Here is an 18181-nt window from a genome sequence, read left to right as displayed (position 1 = left end):
CGCCATGCGGTCATCGTTCCGACTGGACGCCGTACTCGTGCAAGCCGTGATCGCTGGTGCCCTGTCCTTCTCCCATCTGCACGACCTCGCTGAGGCGGCCGGGCAGGACGGCTGGAAGGCGTGGGCCTATCCGGTCTCCGTGGATCTGCTGCTCGTCGCCGCCTGGCGTCGACTGCGCACTCTTCGGGACTCCGACGCTCCTAGGCGGGCCGCCTGGTCCTGGTTCGCTGTCGCCCTTGCTGCCTCCCTCGGGGCGAACATCGCCACCGCGGGGCTGCTCGACCTCGACGACGTACCGGACTGGCTCCGCATCCTCGTCGCCGGATGGCCGGCACTCGCTTTCCTCGGCGGCACGCTCCTCGTGCACACCCCGGAGACCGAGCGTGCGGAACCAACGCCGATCGATTCGGTCGAGGATCAAGCCGAGCTGGTGCGCGAAGTCGTCACCGAGCCTGAGCCCGCCCCGGCCCCGGAACTGCCTGCCGCGTCGCCTGCGGTACCGCCCGCGCTGATCAGCCATGCGCGGAAGCTCGCCGACGACCACCGGTCGGCTACGGGCCAAGCCATCGACACCGACACCCTGCGCGCCCGCCTCGGTGTCCCGGCTCCAATGGCCGACGCCATCGCCGCCCAACTCACGTGAAAGGAAGGGACTTCGACTATGGCCCGCAACCGCTTCTGGGACGTCGACCGCATCGGCCCCGTCCAGATCGGCACCCACCGCGACCGCCAGGGCCGGGAGGCGCACGCCGCCGCCTGCACCGCCCCCGGTTGCGACTGGTCGGCCGACTACCTCAACCGCGCCGCCGCTGAGCTGGCCGCCCGTACGCACCGCTGCAACCCCCGCTGAAAGCTGAGGAGATCACTGCCATGGACGTACCGCTCTGGCTCGCCCTGATCGTCGTCGGCGCACTCGGCATCAAGCTCGTCCGCCCGCCGCTTTGGCTGGTCGCCGTGCTGCTGCTGGGTGGCTACCTCCTTGCCGACAGCTTCCTGACCCCGGTCATCGACCCGCTCGCCAAGTAACCCGCCTGGAAGGAGAACCACCGTGTTCAAGCCCAAGTACCCGGCCCCTGACACGTACGTCCCGACCGCTCACACTCACGCCCCGGTCTCGGTCGAGCAGCCCGCCCCGCCGGCACCCGCTCCCACCCGGTCTGGCCTCGTCGACATCGCTCGCAGCAACGCCGCCGCCGCCGTGGCCGGTGTCGTCGTGACCGGCGTGGTGCTCACCTCCACGCTGCTGGCCGTTGCCATCACTGGACTCGCGCTCTCCATCAGCGGCGTCGTCCTCCTGGTCCTCCTCCGCATGCTCCGCCAGGAATTCCGCCGCTGACCGGCCTCTGGGCAGTGCCACAAGCCGCCAAGCATCGCCACTGCCCGGACGGCCCACGCAACCCCTTCCAACCGCAACGAAGGAGAACCGTGGACACGCAAGCGCTCGCCTTATCCCTGCCGCTCATCGGCTGGGCCGCTCACTCTGGTCTGCTCGTCCGTCGCCTGGCTGCCGCCCGCCGTGACCCTCTGACCGGGCTCCGCACCCGCGCCGGTTGGACCGCTGTTGCCGAGCGGATCGTCCGCCACCATCGGGACGCGGTCGTCCTGCTGCTCGATCTGGACGACTTCAAGAACCTCAATGACTCGTACGGCCATGCCGCCGGGGACGCAGCACTCGCCGCCACCGCCGCCCGCCTCGCCGCCTGGTGCGACCGACACGGCATCGCAGGCCGTCTCGGTGGAGACGAGTTCGTTGTCGTGGTCCGAGACACCGACCGCGCTGCGGAACTCGACGTGCTCGCCCACTCGCTCAACGAGCCGCTGCCGTACGGCGGTCGGCTGCTTCCGCTCTCCGTGTCGGTCGGTGCCTGCCGCCTCGCGGATCTGACCACCCGCAACCTCAGTGACGCGCTCGCCGCCGCCGATGCCGCGATGTACGCCGCCAAGGGCACCGTCGGCCGTCGCGGTCCTCGCTCCACCGCTCACTGACCGGCCTCCGGGCGGCGCACAAGCCGCCAAGCATCGCCGCCGCCCGGACGGTCCGGCCCCTTCCAACCGCAATCGAAAGGACCACCATCATGGCCCAGCACACCCATGCCCGGACGCGCATTTGCCCCGACTGCGATGGCTTCCCCCTCGTCGCCATCGACACCGGCACCCGCCTCTCCGACGGCACCCGCGCCACCCTCCGAGTGACCTGCCGCCGCTGCAGGGGCACGGGCCTCATGCCCTCGCAGGACCCGCTCGCCCTCGGCCACCAGGAGCGCGTGTGACCGACACCGCTACCCTCGTGGGCCTGGACCCGGACACCTTTGGCGATCTGCTGCGGGTGGCCGGGTCTCCGGGCTTCGACCGCTGGCGCGACCAGGTGCGACGTACCGGCGGCTGTGCGAACCCGATCCACCTCACCGGCTGGACCCTCACCAAGGACAAAGTCACCGGCGAGGCTCTGCACCGCTACTCCACCGAGGACGAACCCGGCGGACGACTCCGCGTCGCCTGCGGCAATCGCCGCGCCTCGCGCTGCCCGGCCTGCGCCTGGATGTACGCCGCCGACACCTACCACCTGATCCGTGCCGGGCTGGCGGGCGACCAGGACAAGGACGTACCGGCCACCGTCCGGGATCACCCGCGCGTATTCGCCACGCTCACCGCACCGAGCTTCGGCCCGGTGCACAACCGCCCGGACTCCGGTCGCTGCCGCTGCGGCACCGGGCACGCTCCTGACGACGAGGCACTCGGCACGCCGCTCGACCCGGACGCCTACGACTACGCCGCCGCCGTGCTCTTCAACAACCACGCGGGCAACCTGTGGCAGCGCTTCACCAACCGGCTCCGCCGCGAGATTGCCGCCCGCGCCGGGCTCACGCAACGCGAACTCAAGGAAGTCGTACGGGTCTCGTACGGCAAGGTCGCCGAGTTCCAGAAGCGCGGAGCCGTCCATTTCCATGCCGTCGTACGCCTTGACGGGCCTGCCGGACCCGAGGACCCGCCACCCTCCTGGGCCACCGTGCAGCTGCTGACCGATTCCATCCGCGCGGCCGTCGTCCACTCGTACACGTCCATCACCGTCCCGGCCGCCGCCGACCAGCCCGCCCGTGAGCTTCGCTGGGGCTCGCGGCTCGACGTCCAGCCCATCCGAGCTTTCAAGGCCGGCACCGACGTCACCGAACAGGCCGTCGCCTCCTACGTGGCCAAGTACGCGACCAAGGCAGCCGAGACAACCGGCACCATCGACCGCCGCGTCGGCAACCGTGAGGTTCTGGTGCTCCTCGACGTACCGGACCACCCACGCCGCCTCATCGAAGCGTGCTTCGACCTGGACGGTCTGTATCCGGATCGAAGGCTGCGGGCCTGGGCCCACATGCTCGGCTTCCGCGGTCACTTCTCCAGCAAGTCACGCCGCTACTCGACCACCCTCGGCGCCCTCCGACAGGTCCGCGCCGACTACCGCGCCGCCCAGCAGCGCGAAGAACTGGGCCTGTCCGACCCGGACCAGGACCCGACTGTCCTCGTGCTCACCGACTGGCAGTACGCAGGGCAAGGCCACACACCCGGTGAGTCCGTACTCGCCGCCTCCATCGCCAGAGATCTCCAGCTCAACCGCGAGACCGCACGTGAAGCCCTAGCCCTGGAAGGAGACCGGTCGTGAGTGACCTCCTGCTGACCGTCGAGCAAGCCGCCGAACGCCTCGGCACCACGGTCCGCTTTCCCCGGCGGCTCATCGCCGAACGGCGCATCGCCTTCGTCAAGGTCGGCCGCCATGTGCGGATCGCGGAAAGCGTCCTGGACGCCTACATCGACGGCAACACGGTGCAGCCCATCCGCCGTCGTCGCTCCCGCTACGGGAGGGCTGCCTGATGGGCAACAAGAAGGGGAGCCGCCGCCGCTTCGGTGCGGTGCGGCAGTATCGGTCCGGCCGTTGGACCGCCAGCTACCTGGGCCCGGATGGACAGGAGTTCCGCGCTCCTGAGACGTTCGAGACTAAGCGCGACGCTGAGGTGTGGCTCTCACAGATCGAGGCCGACCTCTCGCGCGGCAACTGGCAGGACCCGGACGCGGGGGCCGTGAACTTTAGGGAGTACGCGCTCCAATGGGTCGACGAGCGCGGTCTCGCCGCCACCACGGATGAGCTGTACCGCCGACTCCTGCGGCTGCACATCCTGCCCACCTTCGAGGGCCTGGACCTCGACGAGATCACCGCACCCCGCGTCCGCACCTGGCGGGCCGAACGACTGGCTTCTACGGGGGCCGGGACGACCGTCGCCAAGTCATACCGACTGCTCAAGGCCGTCATGGAGACAGCCGTCGATGACGAACTGATCCGCCGCAATCCCTGCCGCATCAAGGGCGCGGGCAAGGAGTCGTCCGCCGAACGGCAGATCGCCACCGTCGACCAGGTCGACGAGCTCGCCAATGCGGTCGGACCCCGCTGGCGGCTGATGGTCTACCTCGGCGCGTACGGACCGATGCGACCGGAGGAACAGGCCGAGCTACGCCGCAAGGATGTCGACCTGGACGCTATGACTATCCGCATCCGTCAGGCAGCACCCGAGCTGAACACCGGGAAGCGGGCCGAGGGGCCGACCAAGTCCGAAGCGGGCAAGCGGGTCGTGGTCCTGCCGGCCTTTCTGCGGACCGACCTTCGGAGGCATCTCGACTGGTACGCCGAGAAGGGACCTGACGGACTGCTGTTCGTGGGGGAGAAGGGCAAGCCGTTCCGGCGCTCCACCTTCGGGCGGAAGTGGCGCAGGGCTCGCGCTCTCGTCGGGATGCCGGAGGGCTTCCGGTTTTACGATCTTCGTCACACCGGGCACACCCTCGCGACGCGCTCCGGCGCCACGCTCAAGGACACGATGGTGCGGGCCGGGCAGTCGTCGGAGAAGGCTGCGCTCATCTATCAGCACTCGGATCTTGAGCGACAGCAGGAAGTGGCGAGCGGGCTGGATGATCTCGTGCGGGCCGCCCGCAAGAAGGCTGATCAGGGGCCTTCTGGTGCGGATCTGGTGCGGGACGCTTGAACTGGTCCAGACAACAAAGAAGCCCCGGGCTCTTGGCCTGGGGCTCTTGCGTGGAGCGGGTGACGAGAATCGAACTCGCGCTCTGAGCTTGGGAAGCTCATGTTCTACCATTAAACTACACCCGCGCAGCGGGCTGTTGATCAGCACCGCGTCGTCCGACAGTGTACCCCAGTCCTCGCCCCGGCGTATGCGGTGCGGGGTTTTCGTGTCGTCGTGTGGGCGTACCTTGGAGGGCGGAGTGCCGCCTGGAGTGGCGTCCTGTTCATCCCCTAATGTGGCCTTCTCGTCCACGCTTTGGGGAAGGGACTTGATGGACTTGATGGAGCCCACCGTCGTCCGTTGTGCCGAGGGGCACGTGTTCAGCACCACATCGTTCCCGCTGCAGCAGCTCGGAGCCGGCCGGATCGGACCAGGGCGGCTTATCCGCTGTCCGCGCTGTGCCCGGCTTCGGAATGCCGTTCCCGTGGTGATGGGGCAGCGCTAGAGGTCGGAGTGAGAGGCGCGCGGGACCGGTCCGGTTGGGGCGGGCCCGCGCGTTCTGCGTATCCTCGGGGCGTGCTTCTCTCAGACAAGGACATCCGGGCCGAGATCGATGCCGGACGCGTGCGTATTGATCCGTACGACGAATCAATGGTGCAGCCCTCGAGCATCGACGTGCGGCTCGACCGCTACTTCCGGGTGTTCGAGAACCACCGGTACCCGCACATCGATCCGGCCGTCGAGCAGGCGGATCTGACGCGCGAGGTGGAGCCGGAGGGGGACGAGGCGTTCATCCTGCACCCCGGTGAGTTCGTACTGGCGTCGACGTACGAGACGATCACCCTGCCGGACAATCTCGCTTCCCGGCTGGAAGGGAAGAGCTCGCTCGGGCGGCTCGGGCTCGTTACGCATTCCACCGCCGGATTCATTGATCCCGGGTTCTCCGGGCATGTCACCCTTGAGCTGTCGAATCTGGCAACGCTGCCGATCAAGCTCTGGCCCGGCATGAAGATCGGGCAGCTGTGCATGTTCCAGCTGAGCTCGCCCACCGAGTTCCCGTACGGCTCCGAGCGGTACGGGTCGCGTTATCAGGGCCAGCGCGGGCCGACGGCCTCGCGGTCCTTCCTCAACTTCCATCGGACGCAGGTGTGAGTGTGAGTGTGAGTGCTGTGCGGGAAAATCTGACGTACGAGGGGTTCGGCAGCGCCGTGCGCGAGCTCGCGCAGGCCATCGCCGACGACGGGTACGAGCCGGACATCGTGCTGAGCATCGCCCGTGGCGGGGTCTTCGTCGCCGGCGGGCTGGCCTACGCCCTCGATGTGAAGAACATCCATCTGGTGAATGTTGAATTTTATACAGGCGTCGGGACGACCCTCGAGATGCCGGTCATGCTGGCGCCCGTCCCGAACGCGATCGACTTCAGTAATAAGAAGGTGCTGATCGCGGACGACGTCGCCGACACCGGCAAGACGCTCAAGCTCGTGCACGACTTCTGCCTCGATCATGTGGCGGAGGTCCGCAGCGCGGTCGTCTACGAGAAGTCGCACTCGCTCGTGAAGTGCGAGTACGTGTGGAAGCGCACCGACGAGTGGATCAACTTCCCCTGGAGCGTGCAGAAGCCCGTCGTGCGGCGCACCGGGCAGGTTTTGGACGCGTAGGCAGGACGAACAGAAAAGGGCCCCGGTGCTTCTTCGCGCCGGGGCCCTTTTCTGTTCGTCGTGCCTTGCGTCAGATCGTGCCCAGCTTGATCAGGGACAGCAGCGCCACCAGCTGGATCGCGGATGCGCCCAGGGCCTTCTGCCACGGCAGGTCGTGCGACTTGCTCACCATTGAGGTGAACAGGGCCGCCGCTCCCAGCCACGTCACCCAGCCGAGCACCTGGACCAGCGCGTTCTCGCCGCCCAGGAAGATCGCGAAGACCAGGCGCGGGGCGTCCGTCATCGACATGATCAGCATCGAGAGGCCGACGGTCGGCTGCCAGGAGCCGTCGCCGCCGAGCTGGCGGGCGAGCGTGTGCGTCACCGCGCCCAGGATCAGGCCGCAGATGATCACCGCGATGCCGGTCGTCAGCACGTACGGGATGGCATTCGACAGCGTCGCGTTGATGGCCTCTTCGCGGGCCTTGTCGAAGCCGAAGATCGCGAGCAGGCCGTACAGGAACGTGACCACCAGGGCCGGTCCCCACACCGGGTAGTCGCGCATCTGCCAGAACGTCGGGCCCGGCCGCAGCACGATGCCGCTCAGCAGCTGCTTCCAGTGCAGGCGCGGGCCGGCGGGCGGGGCGGGGGTGTTGCCGGCCTGGTAGGTGTTGCCGTCGCCGTACGGGTCCTCGCCGATGCTGAAGGCCGTGGTGTGGCCCGGGTTGTTGCTGCTGTTGGCGTACGGGTCACCTCCCCCCGGGGCGCCATGGCCGCCGCGCGTTCCGTAACCGCCGGGGCCGCTGTGTCCGCCCTGGGCGTGGCCCTGGTGCGGGTGCGGGTCGGGGTCGCCGAAGTATTCGGGCTCGCCGTGCTGTCCGCCGTACTGCGGTGCCTGCGGCCACTGCTGCTGGCCGTACGGGGGTTGAGGCGATGGTGCCTGCTGCCCGTACGGCGGTTGCTGCCGTTGCTGCTGCTGTTGCCGCTGCGGTTGTTGTTGCGGGGTGCGGTTGTCCCGGCCGCGTCCGATCCTGAATCCAGCCACGTAATCGAACGTACCTGGTCCTGATGCACCGTATGCCGGGCCTGCCGCAACAGGCCCGGCTTTGCGGCCGAGCTGTGACATCCCCTAGGGGGTCCCTGACGGGATATCCCCCGGGTCAGCGTTGCTGGGCGGAGAACACCGCCGTGGAGAAGGTGATCGTCCGCTTGGCGGTCGAGTTGGCGGTCGAGTTGGCGGTCGAGGAGTGGGAGTAGTGGAGCGTGATGATGTCCGTCGTCTCGCCCCGGTGCGTCCGTACGACCGTGTCCGGCTTCTTGTCGCCGTCGAAGTCGGCGTGGCGCAGGACGCCCGTGATGGGCGTTTCCTCGCCGGCCGGCAGGTCGCCCGGCCGCGGCTTCACCGCCTTGAAGGTGTACGTACCGCCCGGTCGCCCGGGGCCCGTCGGGCCGCCCAGCAGCAGCTTCGCGCGCGCCGCCGTTCCGGGTTCGTGCGGGCGGGTGGCGGAGACCAGGTCGTCGTAACCGTCACCGTTGGCATCGGGTGAGAGGTCGGGGGCGACGAGGACGGGGCCGACGCCCGGGATGGCGCCCGCGGCCGCGCGCGGGGCGCCGGCGCGGCTGAACGGGCCGCGCAGGAAGCTGAGACGGCCGCCACTGGCGGTCACGGCGAGGTCCTTGCTGCCGTCGCCGTCGAAGTCGCCGCAGACCGGGTGGTCGGGCCACTCGTTGCCGAACCGGGCGCGGTCCGGGATGCGGAGCTTGACCGCCTTGCCGGTGAGGCCGTTCGCAGAGCCGAAGAGGATCTGGAGGGGTACGGGCGGCATGCCCGTGCCGTTGAACGGCGGGTCCGTGGTGACCACCAGGTCGGCGTAGCCGTCCTTGTCGAGGTCGCAGGCCGCCTCGGCGTCGAAGGCCGCGGGGAGCACGCCCTCCGTGCGGGCCGCGTTGCGGGTGGGCGTGAGGAGCTGGCGTACGGAGGGATCAAGGGCCGCCTGCGGGGGCTTGGCGCCGTACACGATGCCAATGCCCGCGTCGTCGCCCAGACGGTCCTCAGGGCCCTTGACCAGGTCGTTGAGCACGAGGTCGCGGTAACCGTCACCGTTGAAGTCCTCGGCGACGCGGCTGCCCTTGCCGTGCGGTACGGGGTGGAGGGGCGAGGCGGCCTTGTTCGCCATGGCGGCGGGGGAGGCGCCCTCCTTGGCGCCGGTGGCCGGGGAGTCGCCGCCGGCGGAGGGGCCGCAGCCTGTGGCTGTCAGCAGTACCGCGCAGCTCACTGCAACTGCCGCCGCTGCGATCGCTGTTCGCACGACCCACCCACCTCGTCCGTATCGCAAGTTTCAGTCGCCACATGATGCTCTTTTTTGACCGCTTCGGTAAGCAGGGCATACGAAAGCGGCCGGACCTGCCCCCGAGACAGATCCGGCCGCTTTCTTTTACGACTGATGCGACTGAGTACGTACGTGCGCTACTTCGCCGGTTCCGGCTCCGGCGCGTCCTCGGACTCCGTCTCGTCCGCCGGCTCGGCCGGCGTCCGCACCGAGTCGAGCAGCAGCTGCGCCACGTCCACGACCTGGAGGGATTCCTTCGCGGCGCCGTCGTTCTTCTTGCCGTTGACCGAGTCCGTGAGCATCACCAGGCAGAACGGGCAGGCCGTCGACACGATGTCCGGGTTCAGGGACAGCGCCTCGTCGACGCGCTCGGTGTTGATGCGCTTGCCGATCCGCTCCTCCATCCACATGCGCGCACCACCGGCGCCGCAGCAGAAGCCACGCTCCTTGTGGCGGTGCATCTCCTGCTGACGCAGGCCCGGGACGGCCGACATGATCTCGCGCGGGGGCGTGTAGACCTTGTTGTGGCGGCCCAGGTAGCACGGGTCGTGGTACGTGATGAGGCCCTCGACCGGGGTGACGGGGATGAGCTTGCCCTCGTCGATGAGGTGCTGGAGCAGCTGCGTGTGGTGGATGACCTCGAACTCGCCGCCCAGCTGCGGGTACTCGTTCGCGATCGTGTTGAAGCAGTGCGGGCAGGTCGCGACGATCTTCTTCGACGACTTCGGCTTGCGGGTCGACGGGTCTTCATCGTCTTCGCCGTACGCCATGTTCAGCATCGCCACGTTCTCCTGGCCGAGCTGCTGGAACAGCGGCTCGTTGCCCAGGCGGCGGGCCGAGTCACCCGTGCACTTCTCGTCGCCGCCCATGATCGCGAACTTCACGCCCGCGATGTGGAGCAGCTCGGCGAAGGCCTTCGTGGTCTTCTTCGCCCGGTCCTCCAGGGCGCCGGCGCAGCCGACCCAGTAGAGGTACTCGACCTCGGACAGGTCCTCGATCGTCTTGCCGACGATCGGCACCTCGAAGTCGACTTCCTTCGTCCACTCGACGCGCTGCTTCTTGGCAAGACCCCAGGGGTTGCCCTTCTTCTCCAGGTTCTTGAGCATGGTCCCCGCCTCGGACGGGAACGCGCTCTCGATCATCACCTGGTAGCGGCGCATGTCGACGATGTGGTCGATGTGCTCGATGTCGACCGGGCACTGCTCGACGCACGCGCCGCAGCTGGTGCAGGACCACAGCACGTCCGGGTCGATGACGCCGTTCTCTTCGAGCGTGCCGATCAGCGGGCGCTCGGCCTCCGCGAGGGCGGACGCCGGGACGTCCTTGAGCTGCTCGGCGGAAGCCTTCTCATTCCCCTCCATGTCCTTGCCGCCGCCTGCGAGCAGGTACGGCGCCTTGGCGTGCGCGTGGTCGCGCAGCGACATGATCAGGAGCTTCGGGGAGAGCGGCTTGCCGGTGTTCCAGGCGGGGCACTGCGACTGGCAGCGGCCGCACTCCGTACACGTGGAGAAGTCGAGGATGCCCTTCCAGCTGAACTGCTCGACCTGGCTGACGCCGAAGACGGCGTCCTCGGCCGGGTCCTCCCAGTCGATCTCCTTGCCGGCGGACGTCATCGGCAGGAGCGCGCCCAGGGCGGTGGAGCCGTCGGCGTTGCGCTTGAACCAGATGTTCGGGAAGCCGAGGAAGCGGTGCCAGGCCACACCCATGTTGGTGTTGAGCGAGACCGTGATCATCCAGGTGAAGGACGTGACGATCTTGAGCGCCGCGAAGAAGTAGGTGAGGTGCTGGAGGGTGCTCAGGCTCAGCCCGTCGAGGGCGGCGATCAGCGGGTACGAGGCGAGGAAGCCGGGCTCCCAGCTGTCGACGCCGTGCAGGGCGCCCTCCAGGGCGCGCAGCGTCATGATGCAGACGCCGACGATCAGGATGACGGCCTCGACGAAGTACGCCTGGCCCGTCTTGGAGCCCGCGAAACGGGACTTGCGGCCCGCCTTGCCCGGCCGGCTCAGCTGCCGGATCACGATCAGGGTCACGATGCCGAGGACCGTCATCAGGCCGAGGAACTCGGTGAAGATCTCGTACGGCAGCCAGTCGCCGATGACCGGGATCAGCCAGTCGGCCTGGAAGAGCTGGCCGAAGGCGTTGACGATCGTGAGCAGCAGCGCGAAGAAGCCGACCGCCACGAACCAGTGCGCCACGCCGACGACGCCCCAGCGGTTCATGCGGGTGTGGCCGAGGAACTCCTTGGCCAGCGTGATGGTGCGCTGCGTGGGGTCGCCGGTGCGCGTGCCCGCGGGCACGGGTTGGCCGAGTCGCACGAAACGGTAGATCTGCGCGATGGCACGGCCGAACAGCGCGACGGCTACCACCGTGATGACCAGCGACACGATGATCGCGGCGAGTTGCATGAGGGGCTCCTCGGGCGGGCCTGGCGAGGGTAAGAATCAGCGGATTACTAAGCGGTAACTTAATCAGTTCGTGCTGAGCGTACCCAGTTATGGCGCCGCACTGTAGTTGGGCAGGCGGTGATCTGTATCGCGTAAGGCTTCCCTCAGCCCCTTGGTCCACTGGCGGTGAAGGCGGTGAAGGCTGCCGGGATCGTGCGGGCGAGGATCGCCAGATCGAGTCCTAGCCAGTGTTGCTCGACATAGTGCAGATCGAGAACGTCCATCTCCTCCCAGGGCAGCTCCGAACGTCCGCTGACCTGCCACAGCCCGGTGACACCCGGCCGCACAGACAGCCTCGCCCGGGTGGCTGAGGGGTGGCCCGGCGGCAGCGGGCAGGGCCCGACCAGGGACATCTCGCCGCGCAGTACGTGAATAAGCCGCGGCAGTACGTCGAGACGCGAGCGGCGCAGCAGCCGGCCGGCCGGGGTGCGGGGATCGGTGCGCAGCGTCAGCATCTCGAAGGGGCGGCCGCCCAGGCCGGCTCGGGTGTTCCGTACGAGAACCGAGCCGCGTGCCGTTACGGCCGCAGCTGTGGCGGTGAGGAGCAGGAGAGGGGCGGCGATCGCCAGCAGTACGGAGCCGGCCGTCAGGTCGAAGAGGCGCTTCGCGGACATGCGACGTACCTTTTCATCCATTTTGCCCCCACGTGGCACCCTGGAGAGCTGCGGCGTGCCGTGCTCATGCCGATAAGGGCCGCATAAGAGTTGAGTCACCTCCGCTCAGGTCTGTTGACGCGATGGGATCCGTCATGCATCCTTGAGTCTGTTCCACTCAAGTCAGCTGGAGGAATCGAAATGGCACGTGCGGTCGGCATCGACCTGGGCACCACTAACTCCGTCGTCAGCGTTCTGGAGGGCGGCGAGCCCACCGTCATCACCAACGCCGAAGGCGCCAGGACCACGCCGTCCGTCGTCGCTTTCGCGAAGAACGGTGAAGTGCTGGTAGGCGAGGTTGCCAAGCGCCAGGCAGTCACCAACGTCGACAGGACGATCCGGTCGGTCAAGCGCCACATGGGCACCGACTGGAACATCGAGCTCGACGGCAAGAAGTTCAACCCGCAGCAGATGAGCGCCTTCATCCTGCAGAAGCTGAAGCGCGACGCCGAGGCGTACCTGGGCGAGAAGGTGGCCGACGCGGTCATCACCGTCCCCGCGTACTTCAACGACTCCGAGCGTCAGGCGACGAAGGAGGCCGGCGAGATCGCGGGCCTCAACGTCCTGCGTATCGTCAACGAGCCGACCGCCGCCGCCCTGGCGTACGGCCTCGACAAGGACGACCAGACGATCCTCGTCTTCGACCTCGGTGGCGGCACCTTCGACGTATCGCTGCTCGAGATCGGCGACGGTGTCGTCGAGGTGAAGGCCACCAACGGTGACAACCACCTCGGTGGTGACGACTGGGACCAGCGCGTCGTCGACTACCTGGTGAAGCAGTTCCACTCCGGTCACGGCGTGGACCTCTCCAAGGACAAGATGGCGCTCCAGCGTCTGCGCGAGGCGGCCGAGAAGGCCAAGATCGAGCTGTCCTCCTCCACCGAGACCTCGATCAACCTGCCGTACATCACGGCGTCGGCCGAGGGCCCGCTGCACCTGGACGAGAAGCTCACGCGCTCGCAGTTCCAGCAGCTGACCGCCGACCTGCTGGACCGCTGCAAGACGCCGTTCCACAACGTCATCAAGGACGCGGGCATCCAGCTCTCCGAGATCGACCACGTCGTTCTCGTCGGTGGCTCGACCCGTATGCCGGCCGTCGCCGAGCTCGTCAAGGAGCTCACGGGCGGTCAGGACGCCAACAAGGGTGTGAACCCGGACGAGGTCGTCGCCATCGGCGCCTCGCTCCAGGCCGGTGTCCTCAAGGGCGAGGTCAAGGACGTTCTGCTCCTCGACGTCACGCCGCTGTCGCTTGGTATCGAGACCAAGGGCGGCATCATGACGAAGCTCATCGAGCGCAACACGACGATCCCGACCAAGCGCTCCGAGATCTTCACGACGGCCGAGGACAACCAGCCGTCCGTCCAGATCCAGGTCTACCAGGGCGAGCGCGAGATCGCGGCGTACAACAAGAAGCTCGGCATGTTCGAGCTGACCGGTCTGCCGCCGGCCCCGCGTGGTGTCCCGCAGATCGAGGTCGCGTTCGACATCGACGCCAACGGCATCATGCACGTCGGAGCCAAGGACCTCGGCACCGGCAAGGAGCAGAAGATGACCGTCACCGGTGGCTCCTCGCTGCCGAAGGACGAGGTCAACCGGATGCGCGAAGAGGCCGAGAAGTACGCGGACGAGGACCACAAGCGCCGCGAGGCCGCCGAGACCCGCAACCAGGCCGAGCAGCTCGTCTACCAGACGGAGAAGTTCCTCAAGGACAACGAGGACAAGGTTCCGGGCGACGTGAAGGAAGAGGTCGAGACGTCCATCACCGAGCTGAAGGAAAAGCTCAAGGGTGAGGACACGGCCGAGATCCGCACGGCCACCGAGAAGGTCGCGGCCGTCTCCCAGAAGCTGGGCCAGGCCATGTACGCCAACGCCGAGGGCGCTCAGGCCGCGGGCGGCGACGCTCCCGGTGCGGACGGGCACGCGAAGGCGGACGACGACGTCGTTGACGCCGAGATCGTCGACGACGAGCGCGACGCCGGCGCCGGACGTCAGGGAGGCGCCGCATGACGGAGGAGACTCCGGGCTTCGAGGAGAAGCCCGACGTCCCTTCCGGCGCCACTCCAGAAGACGCCGAACCGCAGGCTGCCGCGCCTTCGCCTGAAGAGGCAGGGACCGACTCCGTCGAGGAGTCGGGCCCGGCGGCAGCCCCGGCCGGGGACGTACAGGACGTAGCTCTGACCGCACAGCTGGACCAGGTACGTATGGCGCTCAGTGAGCGCACCGCGGACCTCCAGCGGCTGCAGGCGGAGTACCAGAACTACCGTCGCCGCGTGGAGCGGGACCGGGTCACGGTCAAGGAGATCGCTGTCGCGAGCCTCCTGACCGAGCTCCTCCCGACCCTCGACGACATCGGCCGCGCGCGGGAACACGGCGAGCTGGTGGGCGGGTTCAAGTCGGTCGCCGAATCGCTGGAGACGGTCGCCGCCAAGATGGGCCTGCAGCAGTTCGGCAAGGAGGGCGAGCCCTTCGACCCGACGATCCACGAGGCGCTGATGCACTCGTACGCACCGGACGTCGAAGAGACGACGTGCGTCGCGATTCTGCAGCCGGGCTACCGGATCGGCGAGAGGACCATCCGTCCGGCGCGGGTCGCGGTGGCGGAGCCCCAGCCGGGCGCCACGCCGGCCGCGCCCGCCGCCAAGGCGGACGAGCCGTCGGCGACTCCGGCTCCGGACGAGGAGAGCGGTGGCCCGGACGAGGGCTGACGTGACGGGGAACAGTAGGAAGGAGGGACGTCGGGGATGAGCACAAAGGACTTCGTCGAGAAGGACTACTACAAGGTTCTCGGCGTCCCGAAGGACGCCACCGAGGCCGAGATCAAGAAGGCGTACCGGAAGCTCGCCCGCGAGTTCCACCCGGACGCCAACAAGGGCGACGCCAAGGCGGAGGACCGCTTCAAGGAGATCTCCGAGGCGAACGACGTCCTCGGCGATCCCAAGCGGCGCAAGGAGTACGACGAAGCGCGTGCTCTGTTCGGGAACGGCGCCCTGTTCAACAGGCAGGGCAGGCCGGGCCCGGGCGCCGGTGGCGGCTCCTTCAACTTCGACCTGGGCGACCTCTTCGGAGGCGCCCAGGGCGGGGCCCAGACCGGCGGCGCCGGCGGGTTCGGCGGCGGCCTCGGGGACGTGTTCGGGGGCCTGTTCAACCGGGGCGCCGGCCCGGGTGCGCGTACGGGTACGCAGCCTCGCCGCGGCCAGGACATCGAGTCCGAGGTGACGCTCAGCTTCACCGAGGCGGTCGACGGGGCCACGGTCCCGCTCCGGATGTCCAGCCAGGCACCCTGCAAGGCCTGTTCGGGTACGGGCGACAAGAACGGCACACCGCGCGTGTGCCCGACCTGCGTCGGTACGGGACAGGTCTCGCGCGGCGGCGGTGGCGGCTTCTCGCTCACCGACCCGTGCGTCGACTGCCGGGGTCGCGGGCTCATCGCGCAGGACCCCTGCGAGGTGTGCAAGGGCAGCGGCCGCGCCAAGTCGTCGCGGACCATGCAGGTCCGTATCCCGGCGGGCGTCTCCGACGGTCAGCGGATCCGGCTGCGCGGCAAGGGCAGTCCCGGTGAACGGGGCGGTCCGTCGGGCGACTTGTACGTCGTGGTCCACGTGGACGCCCACCCGGTCTTCGGCCGCAAGGGCGACAACCTCACCGTCACCGTGCCCGTCACCTTCGTGGAGGCGGCGCTCGGCGGTGAGGTGAAGGTCCCGACACTGGGCGGCCCGCCGGTCACCCTCAAGCTGCCGGCCGGCACGCCGAACGGCCGTACGATGCGCGCTCGCGGCAAGGGCGCGGTCCGCAAGGACGGCACCCGCGGCGACCTGCTGGTCACCGTGGAGGTCGAAGTGCCGAAGGACCTTGACGACAAGGCCCGTGAGGCACTGGAGTCCTACCGTGAGGCGACCGCCGGGGAGGACCCGCGGGCGGAGCTGTTCCAGGCCGCGAAGGGAGCGTGAGATGGACCCGCGCATACGACGTAATCCATACCAGCTGACCGACGAGACACCGGTGTACGTCATCTCGGTCGCGGCACAGCTCTCCGGCCTGCACCCGCAGACCCTGCGGCAGTACGACCGCCTCGGCCTGGTCTCCCCCGACCGCACGGCCGGGCGCGGCCGCCGCTACTCGGCCCGCGACATCCAGCTGCTGCGGCAGGTGCAGCAGCTGTCGCAGGACGAGGGCATCAACCTGGCCGGCATCAAGCGCATCATCGAGCTGGAGAACCAGGTGACCGCGCTCCAGCAGCGCATCACCGAACTCTCCGCGGCGGTGGACGGCGCGGCGGCGGCTTTGCAGCAGCGCGAGGCGCAGGTGCACGCGTCGTACCGGCGCGACCTTGTCCGGTACGAGGACGTGCAGCAGGCGAGCGCGCTGGTGGTGTGGCGGCCGAAGCCGAAGAGGCCGGCGGAGTAGGTTCGCGGTTCGCGGTTCGCGGTTCGTCGATCAAGGTTTACGGGGAAGGCCCGTCACTCCAGAGTCTGTGGAGTGACGGGCCTTTCTGGGGTGTGGCCTCACGACGGGGTGAGGTCTCTGCTCAGCCAGTGTTCGGGGCGCATGTGGAAGACGATCCGCTCGCCCCTGTATTGCGCAGCGATGTCGACGCAGCCGTCGACGTCCTCGGGTGCGAGGTAGTAGGCCGCCACCGTACGGAAGAGGTCGAGGGAGCCGGGAGACGTACGGGTCACCGGTCCTTCGACGGAGACGTAACGGACGGCCGGTTCTGTGGACTGGACCATCAGGGAGAAGCGGCCCGCCGCGTGAATGAGCCGCGCCTTGCGGCAGTCCGCGTCCGTCATCACCCAGACCTCGCCGCCTGGCGTGTACCGGTACCAGATCGGCACGGTCAGCGGTCCGCGGCCGGCCCCCGCGTCGACGGACAGGGCGGCGACGTGCGGTTGCGCGAGGAACTGTTCGCGCTCTGCGCGGGTCAGCGCCATGGGGTGCTCTCTCCTTACGCTCAACTCCTGGGCTCTGCCCACGGCAGCGCGGCGCGACTCGCTGTGCCCAGGCGACTCACCCGATCGGGTGCGCTCGCTGTGCGTCCTCGGTCCGGAAGCGGGCTATTAGGGCGGCGAGTTGGGTGGGAGTGGCGGTCAGGGTGATGTCGGGTTCGTCGTCGCTCTCACGGAGGCGGACCGTTCCGTCGGGCGCGGTCGCGACGTAGAGGCAGTTCGCCTGGTCTTCGCTGAAGGACGACTTCTGCCAGTGCAACTCGGGCATGTTCAGTGCTCCTGGAGCGTATAGAGAATGTGCTGGACGAGGCCGAGCGAGTCGTGGGTTCCATGGTCGTACGCGGCGACGTCCGGGTCGAGTGGCGGCAGTGCTGCGGCTGCGAGCCTGTGGAAGTGTGAGCGGTACTTCGTGAACGAGTCCGCGTCGTGCAGAAAGGCGGACGCGGCATGGGTCTCCGCGAGCACCGTGTGCAGTGTCGACTGGTGTGACTCGACCAGCAGGAACGGAGTGCTGAAAGCCGACAGCCCCTCGGCCGTGAACGGCAGCACTTGGATGATGACGTGGGGCAACTTGGCCATCCGCACCAGGTGCAGAAGCTGGCGTCGTCGGACGTCAGCATTTCCGAACCGAACATGCAGCGCGGACTCGTGGATCACGGCGTGCAAGGCGGGCGGTTGATCGGTGGTGAGAATCTTCTGCCGGTCCATGCGGAACTGGACCGCCTTCTCACGGTCCTTGTCCGACCAGTCCTGCTGACTGGACCGGAAGATGGCGCGAGTGTAGTCAGCGATTTGCAGAACGCCCGGGATGAACAGGGACTCGTACGAAGCGAGGGAGTTCGCTGCCGCTTCCAGCTCCGCGAGGTCGAGGGCCGGCGGTTTGAGTAGACGGCGGTACTCCGTCCACCAGCCTTTGCCGTCTGTCTCGCTCATGGAGACCAGGGCGTCGATATACGGGGCACTAGTGCACCCGTACGAGTGGCAGAGCTTGCGAAGCTTGTCGGTAGGGATGGCCGTGCGTCCTGCCTCGACGTGGCTCAGGTGCGCTCGTCCCATACCGATGAACGCGCCGCCATCGGTCACGTTCAGACCGGCTTGCTCGCGCAACTTCTTGAGCTCGGCGCCGAGTCGACGCTGCCGTTCCGTGGTGCTCGTGCGGAGTGCCAACGTGCGTCCT

The 18181-nt window shown here is 68.3% G+C and carries 22 protein-coding genes and 1 tRNA gene; 15 read left to right on the top strand and 8 right to left on the bottom strand.

Annotated features, from left to right (window positions below; all coding sequences use genetic code 11):
• The first annotated feature begins 4 nt into the window (after window positions 1-4).
• The 9 genes from ABZX79_RS08440 (at window position 5) to ABZX79_RS08400 (ending at window position 5018) form a co-directional block, all read left to right on the top strand.
• Window positions 5-643: a DUF2637 domain-containing protein gene (locus ABZX79_RS08440; protein WP_355253486.1), complete on the top strand. Its 639-nt coding sequence runs from the start codon at window positions 5-7 to the stop codon at window positions 641-643.
• 18 nt (window positions 644-661) lie between these two features.
• Window positions 662-850, top strand: a complete 189-nt coding sequence (locus ABZX79_RS08435) for a mobile element transfer protein (protein WP_355253484.1) — start codon at window positions 662-664, stop codon at window positions 848-850.
• Window positions 851-870: 20 nt separating this feature from the next.
• Window positions 871-1026 carry a hypothetical protein gene (locus ABZX79_RS08430; protein WP_167518215.1) on the top strand — a complete coding sequence of 52 codons (156 nt, stop codon included), beginning with the start codon at window positions 871-873 and terminating at the stop codon, window positions 1024-1026.
• Between the two features lie 22 nt (window positions 1027-1048).
• Window positions 1049-1336 carry a SpdD protein gene (locus tag ABZX79_RS08425; protein ID WP_355253481.1) on the top strand — a complete coding sequence of 96 codons (288 nt, stop codon included), beginning with the start codon at window positions 1049-1051 and terminating at the stop codon, window positions 1334-1336.
• 89 nt (window positions 1337-1425) lie between these two features.
• Entirely contained in the window at window positions 1426-1986 is a 561-nt protein-coding gene (locus tag ABZX79_RS08420) for a GGDEF domain-containing protein (RefSeq protein ID WP_355253479.1), read from the top strand.
• A gap of 89 nt (window positions 1987-2075) precedes the next feature.
• The gene (locus ABZX79_RS08415) at window positions 2076-2270 is read left to right on the top strand and encodes a hypothetical protein (protein ID WP_355253477.1); all 195 of its coding nucleotides are present in this window, start codon (window positions 2076-2078) and stop codon (window positions 2268-2270) included.
• Window positions 2267-3649, top strand: a complete 1383-nt coding sequence (repSA, locus tag ABZX79_RS08410) for a replication initiator protein RepSA (protein ID WP_355253475.1) — start codon at window positions 2267-2269, stop codon at window positions 3647-3649. The genes ABZX79_RS08415 and repSA overlap by 4 nt, the downstream gene beginning before the upstream one ends.
• The gene (locus tag ABZX79_RS08405) at window positions 3646-3858 is read left to right on the top strand and encodes a helix-turn-helix domain-containing protein (protein WP_355253473.1); all 213 of its coding nucleotides are present in this window, start codon (window positions 3646-3648) and stop codon (window positions 3856-3858) included. Before repSA ends, ABZX79_RS08405 begins: the two co-directional genes overlap by 4 nt.
• A complete protein-coding gene (locus tag ABZX79_RS08400) occupies window positions 3858-5018 on the top strand; it encodes a tyrosine-type recombinase/integrase (RefSeq protein WP_355253471.1) in 1161 nt (386 codons plus the stop codon). The genes ABZX79_RS08405 and ABZX79_RS08400 overlap by 1 nt, the downstream gene beginning before the upstream one ends.
• Window positions 5019-5069: 51 nt before the next feature.
• On the opposite strand, the gene ABZX79_RS08395 is transcribed toward ABZX79_RS08400, so the two are convergent.
• Window positions 5070-5143: transfer RNA gene (locus ABZX79_RS08395), tRNA-Gly, on the bottom strand.
• A 430-nt stretch (window positions 5144-5573) separates the two neighbouring features.
• On the opposite strand from ABZX79_RS08395, the gene dcd reads away from it, so the two are divergent.
• Window positions 5574-6149, top strand: a complete 576-nt coding sequence (gene dcd, locus ABZX79_RS08390) for a dCTP deaminase (RefSeq protein ID WP_214970457.1) — start codon at window positions 5574-5576, stop codon at window positions 6147-6149.
• An 8-nt stretch (window positions 6150-6157) separates the two neighbouring features.
• On the top strand, window positions 6158-6655 hold the full coding sequence (locus tag ABZX79_RS08385) for a phosphoribosyltransferase (RefSeq protein WP_355253721.1): 498 nt from the start codon (window positions 6158-6160) through the stop codon (window positions 6653-6655).
• A 70-nt stretch (window positions 6656-6725) separates the two neighbouring features.
• Here ABZX79_RS08385 and ABZX79_RS08380 read toward each other — a convergent pair whose 3' ends face one another.
• The 4 genes from ABZX79_RS08380 to ABZX79_RS08365 all read right to left on the bottom strand — a co-directional run bounded on the left by ABZX79_RS08380 (window position 6726) and on the right by ABZX79_RS08365 (window position 12022).
• On the bottom strand, window positions 6726-7679 hold the full coding sequence (locus tag ABZX79_RS08380) for a Yip1 family protein (protein ID WP_355253469.1): 954 nt from the start codon (window positions 7677-7679) through the stop codon (window positions 6726-6728).
• A gap of 115 nt (window positions 7680-7794) precedes the next feature.
• Window positions 7795-8943: a VCBS repeat-containing protein gene (locus ABZX79_RS08375; protein ID WP_355253467.1), complete on the bottom strand. Its 1149-nt coding sequence runs from the start codon at window positions 8941-8943 to the stop codon at window positions 7795-7797.
• A 158-nt stretch (window positions 8944-9101) separates the two neighbouring features.
• The gene (locus ABZX79_RS08370) at window positions 9102-11369 is read right to left on the bottom strand and encodes a (Fe-S)-binding protein (RefSeq protein WP_355253465.1); all 2268 of its coding nucleotides are present in this window, start codon (window positions 11367-11369) and stop codon (window positions 9102-9104) included.
• Between the two features lie 143 nt (window positions 11370-11512).
• Window positions 11513-12022 carry a sugar transferase gene (locus ABZX79_RS08365; RefSeq protein ID WP_355253463.1) on the bottom strand — a complete coding sequence of 170 codons (510 nt, stop codon included), beginning with the start codon at window positions 12020-12022 and terminating at the stop codon, window positions 11513-11515.
• Between the two features lie 180 nt (window positions 12023-12202).
• Between ABZX79_RS08365 and dnaK the strand changes: the two genes are divergently transcribed.
• From dnaK to ABZX79_RS08345, 4 genes are read left to right on the top strand one after another with little or no spacing between them, the layout of a single operon-like run.
• Window positions 12203-14068, top strand: a complete 1866-nt coding sequence (gene dnaK, locus ABZX79_RS08360; RefSeq protein WP_215135952.1) for a molecular chaperone DnaK — start codon at window positions 12203-12205, stop codon at window positions 14066-14068.
• On the top strand, window positions 14065-14766 hold the full coding sequence (gene grpE, locus ABZX79_RS08355) for a nucleotide exchange factor GrpE (RefSeq protein ID WP_355253460.1): 702 nt from the start codon (window positions 14065-14067) through the stop codon (window positions 14764-14766). The genes dnaK and grpE overlap by 4 nt, the downstream gene beginning before the upstream one ends.
• Window positions 14767-14802: 36 nt before the next feature.
• The gene (gene dnaJ, locus ABZX79_RS08350; RefSeq protein WP_355253458.1) at window positions 14803-16008 is read left to right on the top strand and encodes a molecular chaperone DnaJ; all 1206 of its coding nucleotides are present in this window, start codon (window positions 14803-14805) and stop codon (window positions 16006-16008) included.
• A 1-nt stretch (window position 16009) separates the two neighbouring features.
• Entirely contained in the window at window positions 16010-16465 is a 456-nt protein-coding gene (locus tag ABZX79_RS08345) for a helix-turn-helix domain-containing protein (RefSeq protein WP_355253456.1), read from the top strand.
• A gap of 98 nt (window positions 16466-16563) precedes the next feature.
• On the opposite strand, the gene ABZX79_RS08340 is transcribed toward ABZX79_RS08345, so the two are convergent.
• The 3 genes from ABZX79_RS08340 to ABZX79_RS08330 form a co-directional block, all read right to left on the bottom strand.
• The gene (locus ABZX79_RS08340; protein WP_355253454.1) at window positions 16564-16989 is read right to left on the bottom strand and encodes a pyridoxamine 5'-phosphate oxidase family protein; all 426 of its coding nucleotides are present in this window, start codon (window positions 16987-16989) and stop codon (window positions 16564-16566) included.
• Between the two features lie 76 nt (window positions 16990-17065).
• A complete protein-coding gene (locus ABZX79_RS08335) occupies window positions 17066-17272 on the bottom strand; it encodes a DUF397 domain-containing protein (protein WP_355253452.1) in 207 nt (68 codons plus the stop codon).
• A 2-nt stretch (window positions 17273-17274) separates the two neighbouring features.
• Entirely contained in the window at window positions 17275-18171 is an 897-nt protein-coding gene (locus ABZX79_RS08330; RefSeq protein WP_355253451.1) for a helix-turn-helix transcriptional regulator, read from the bottom strand.
• Between the last annotated feature and the right edge of the window lie 10 nt (window positions 18172-18181).

It is taken from the genome of Streptomyces sp. NPDC002994, from assembly GCF_040611155.1.
Lineage (GTDB): Bacteria > Actinomycetota > Actinomycetes > Streptomycetales > Streptomycetaceae > Streptomyces.
Note: the sequence above shows the minus strand (reverse complement) of the source record. Positions and strands in the feature narration are given on the sequence as shown.

Excerpts from the sequence above, each read along its gene's own strand:
- ABZX79_RS08370 (WP_355253465.1), bottom strand. The coding sequence starts at position 11,369 with ATGCAACTCGCCGCGATCATCGTGTCGCTGGTCATCACGGTGGTAGCC.
- ABZX79_RS08430 (WP_167518215.1), top strand. The coding sequence starts at position 871 with ATGGACGTACCGCTCTGGCTCGCCCTGATCGTCGTCGGCGCACTCGGC.
- ABZX79_RS08335 (WP_355253452.1), bottom strand. The coding sequence starts at position 17,272 with ATGCCCGAGTTGCACTGGCAGAAGTCGTCCTTCAGCGAAGACCAGGCG.
- grpE (WP_355253460.1), top strand. The coding sequence starts at position 14,065 with ATGACGGAGGAGACTCCGGGCTTCGAGGAGAAGCCCGACGTCCCTTCC.
- dnaK (WP_215135952.1), top strand. The coding sequence starts at position 12,203 with ATGGCACGTGCGGTCGGCATCGACCTGGGCACCACTAACTCCGTCGTC.
- ABZX79_RS08440 (WP_355253486.1), top strand. The coding sequence starts at position 5 with ATGCGGTCATCGTTCCGACTGGACGCCGTACTCGTGCAAGCCGTGATC.
- ABZX79_RS08345 (WP_355253456.1), top strand. The coding sequence starts at position 16,010 with ATGGACCCGCGCATACGACGTAATCCATACCAGCTGACCGACGAGACA.
- ABZX79_RS08365 (WP_355253463.1), bottom strand. The coding sequence starts at position 12,022 with ATGTCCGCGAAGCGCCTCTTCGACCTGACGGCCGGCTCCGTACTGCTG.
- ABZX79_RS08415 (WP_355253477.1), top strand. The coding sequence starts at position 2,076 with ATGGCCCAGCACACCCATGCCCGGACGCGCATTTGCCCCGACTGCGAT.
- ABZX79_RS08340 (WP_355253454.1), bottom strand. The coding sequence starts at position 16,989 with ATGGCGCTGACCCGCGCAGAGCGCGAACAGTTCCTCGCGCAACCGCAC.
- ABZX79_RS08435 (WP_355253484.1), top strand. The coding sequence starts at position 662 with ATGGCCCGCAACCGCTTCTGGGACGTCGACCGCATCGGCCCCGTCCAG.
- ABZX79_RS08400 (WP_355253471.1), top strand. The coding sequence starts at position 3,858 with ATGGGCAACAAGAAGGGGAGCCGCCGCCGCTTCGGTGCGGTGCGGCAG.
- dnaJ (WP_355253458.1), top strand. The coding sequence starts at position 14,803 with ATGAGCACAAAGGACTTCGTCGAGAAGGACTACTACAAGGTTCTCGGC.